Here is a 3,530-nt window from a genome sequence, read left to right on the forward strand (position 1 = left end):
TGTGGTGGTACTTGCGGTGCACCGGCTCCTTCTGGATGTACTCCAGCGAGTCGTGCATCCAGCCCATGTTCCACTTCAGCCCGAACCCGAGCCCGCCGCCGTCCGTCGGCCGCGTCACCCCGTCCCACGCGGTGGACTCCTCGGCGATGGTCACCACGCCCGGGCAGCGCCGGTACACGGTGGCGTTCATCTCCTGCAGGAACGCCACCGCGTCCAGGTCCTCCCGGCCGCCGAACACGTTCGGCTCCCACTGCCCGGAGTCCCGGGAGTAGTCCAGGTAGAGCATGGAGGCGACGGCGTCCACGCGCAGCCCGTCGATGTGGAACTCCTCGCACCAGTACACCGCGTTGGCGACGAGGAAGTTGCGCACCTCGGTGCGGCCGTAGTCGAACTCGTAGGTGCCCCAGTCCGGATGCTCCGCCCGCAGGGCGTTCCCCGGCTCGTACAGCGGGTCCCCGTCGAAGCGGCCCAGCGCCCAGTCGTCCTTCGGGAAGTGCGCCGGCACCCAGTCCATGATCACCCCGAGACCCGCCCGGTGGCAGGCGTCCACGAAGTACCGGAAGTCGTCCGGTGAGCCGAGCCGGGGCGTCGGCGCGTAGTACGAGGTGACCTGGTACCCCCACGAGCCGCTGAACGGGTACCCGGCCACCGGCATCAGCTCCACGTGCGTGAAGCCCATCCCCTTGGCGTAGTCGGGCAGTTCCTCCGCGAGCTGCCGGTACGACGCCCCCGGCCGCCAGGACGGCAGGTGCACCTCGTACACCGAGAACGGTGCCTGGTGCACCGGGGTGTCACCGCGGTGCGCCATCCACTGCGCGTCGCCCCACTCGTACCGTGAGGACGTCACCACCGACGCGGTGTCCGGCGGCACCTCCGTACGGCGGGCCATCGGGTCCGCCTTCAGGAACCGGTGGCCGTACCGGGAGGTGATCTCGAACTTGTAGCGGGTGCCCTCGCCGATCCCGGGCAGGAACAGCTCCCACACCCCGGACGCGCCGAGCGAGCGCATCGGGTACTGCGTGCCGTCCCAGAAGGTGAAGTCCCCGGCCACCCGCACACCCTGGGCGTTGGGCGCCCACACGGTGAAACGGGTGCCGGGCACGCCCTGGTGGACCATCGGCTCGGCACCGAGCGCCCGCCACAGCTGCTCGTGCCGGCCCTCCCGGATCAGGTGCAGGTCCAGCTCGCCGAGGGCGGGCAGGAAGCGGTACGGGTCGTGCACCTCCTGCTCGGTCTCGTCGTAGGCCACCAGCAGGGTGTAGGCCGGGACCTCGGCGCAGGGCAGGACGGCGGCGAACAGCCCGTCGCCCTCCGACCGCAGCGCGGTGCGCGCGCCGTCGATCACGACGCTCACCGCCCGGGCGTTCGGGCGCAGCGCCCGGAACAGCGTGCCGCCCGGCACCGGGTGGGCGCCCAGCAGGGCGTGCGGATCGTGGTGCGCGCCGGCCAGCAGCCGGCCGCGGTCGGCCGGGTCCAGGGCGGCGGCCGCCGCGGGCCCCGGGCCCGCGGCCTCGGGACGCGTGGTGCGCAGTGCCATCGGTCAGCCTCCCCACACGGCGAGCCGCTTGATCGCCGCCATCGGTACCGGCAGCCAGTCGGGCCGGTGTCTCGCCTCGTACAGCACCTCGTAGACCGCCCTGTCCGTCTCGTGCGCGCGCAGCAGCGCGTGCTTCTTGCGTGGATCCCAGCCGGCGCGGGCCGCGTAGCCCGCGCAGAACGCCTCCCGGCAGCGGCGCGCCCACTCGGGTCGCCAGGGGCGGCGCTGCCGGGCCGCGTAGTCGAAGGAGCGGAGCATCCCGGCGACGTCCCGCACCGGGGACTGCGGGGCGCGCCGCTCGGTGAGCGGACGGGACGGTTCGCCCTCGAAGTCGATGACGAACCAGTCGCGGCCGGCCCGCAGCACCTGACCGAGGTGCAGGTCGCCGTGGATGCGCTGGGCCGGCGGACCGGTGTCGCACGTGGCGAGCGCCCCGAACGCGGCCTTCAGACCCGGTACGAAGGGCAGCAGCCCCGGTACGGCGTGCGCGGCGGCGTCCAGCCGCGCGCACATCGCCTCGGCCGTACGGCCGTTCTCGCCCGGACCGGCCGGCGGGAAGGCCTCGGCCAGCGCCAGGTGCACCTCGGCCATCGCCCGGCCCAGCGCGCGGGCCTCGACGGTGAAGTCGTCGCCCGCGGCGAGCGCGCGCAGCGCCAGTGTCCAGCCGTCGGTGGCGTCCGGCAGGAACGGCTGGAGCACACCGAGGGTGGCGGGCCGGGAGCCGGTCGTGGAGAACCAGGCCACCGGCGCGGGCACCCGGGCGCAACCCTGCGCCGCCAGCGCCGCCGGCACCTCCAGGTCCGGGTTGACGCCCGGCTGGATCCGGCGGAACAGCTTCAGGATGTACGCGTCGCCGTACACGATCGAGGAGTTGGACTGTTCGGCGTCCAGCAGCCGCGGCGGCAGTCCGCCGGGCACCCGGGCCGCCGGGTCCGCCTCGAACCGCAGCGGACCGGCCGGGCCGGGCTGTCGCAGCCGCTCCAGCAGCAGGTGCGCCGAGCGCGGGTCGTGCAGCGCGTCGTACACCGCGAGCCCGGCCATCGGCCCCTGCTCGGCCCGCCCGATGAACGCCTGCTCCAGTCGCGGGGCCAGATGCGGGCGCAGGCCCAGCAGCAGCTGGTAGCAGTCCCCGGGCGGGGGAGTGCCGCCGGGGGTGGGCACCGGCACGTGCGAGGCCTGCACCAGCAGGTGCAGGCACCCCGGGAACAGCTCGGTCACGGACAGCACCGTCAGATCGGTGACGGGCCGGTCCTTGCCCGCGAACCAGCGTTGCCTAGGCAACCACTCGCGCAGCAGCGCGCCGAGCGAGACCAGGGGGCCGTCCGTGCCGACGGCGGTTCTCGGTCGGGGAGTGATGGTCTTCGGCATGGTGACGCGTCCTTTCCTCGACGCCGTCGGATCAGCGGCGGCGGCCGATGCGGGATGCGACTCGGGTGAGCCGGAACCAGTAGAAGCCGTGGCCTTGCAGGGTGAGCAGGTAGGGCAGTTCACCGATCGCGGGGAAGCGCACTCCGCCGATCAGCTCGACCGGGTGCCGTCCGTCGTAGGCCCGCAGGTCGAGTTCGGTGGGCTGGGCGAACCGGGAGAAATTGTTCACGCACAGCACCAGGTCATCGCCGTACTCGCGCAGGAACGCCAGGACCGCCGGGTTGGAGGACGTCAGCTCCGTGAACGAGCCGAGTCCGAAGGCGGGGTTCTGCTTGCGGATCTCGATCATGCGGCGGGTCCAGTGCAGCAGGCTGGACGGGGAGGACATGGAGGCCTCGACGTTGGTGACCTGGTAGCCGTAGACCGGGTCCATGATGGTGGGCAGGAAGAGGCGTCCCGGGTCGCACGTCGAGAAGCCCGCGTTGCGGTCGGGTGTCCACTGCATGGGGGTGCGCACGGCGTCGCGGTCGCCGAGCCAGATGTTGTCGCCCATGCCGATCTCGTCGCCGTAGTAGAGGATCGGCGAGCCGGGCAGGGACAGCAGCAGGGCGGTGAACAGCTCGAT

The 3,530-nt window shown here is 72.8% G+C and carries 3 protein-coding genes; all 3 read right to left on the minus strand.

Annotation, left to right across the window (positions count from 1 at the left end):
* Positions 1–1,537: 1,4-alpha-glucan branching enzyme (gene glgB, locus IE312_RS03490; protein WP_229898953.1), on the minus strand; the 1,537-nt coding region annotated here is incomplete at its 3' end.
* A gap of 3 nt (positions 1,538–1,540) precedes the next feature.
* Positions 1,541–2,905 carry a maltokinase N-terminal cap-like domain-containing protein gene (locus tag IE312_RS03495; RefSeq protein ID WP_189978162.1) on the minus strand — a complete coding sequence of 455 codons (1,365 nt, stop codon included), beginning with the start codon at positions 2,903–2,905 and terminating at the stop codon, positions 1,541–1,543.
* Positions 2,906–2,936: 31 nt separating this feature from the next.
* On the minus strand, positions 2,937–3,530 hold a 594-nt coding region (locus tag IE312_RS03500), incomplete at its 5' end, for an alpha-glucosidase C-terminal domain-containing protein (RefSeq protein ID WP_189978164.1).

It is taken from the genome of Streptomyces capoamus (assembly GCF_014654935.1).
GTDB classification, from domain to species: domain Bacteria; phylum Actinomycetota; class Actinomycetes; order Streptomycetales; family Streptomycetaceae; genus Streptomyces; species Streptomyces capoamus.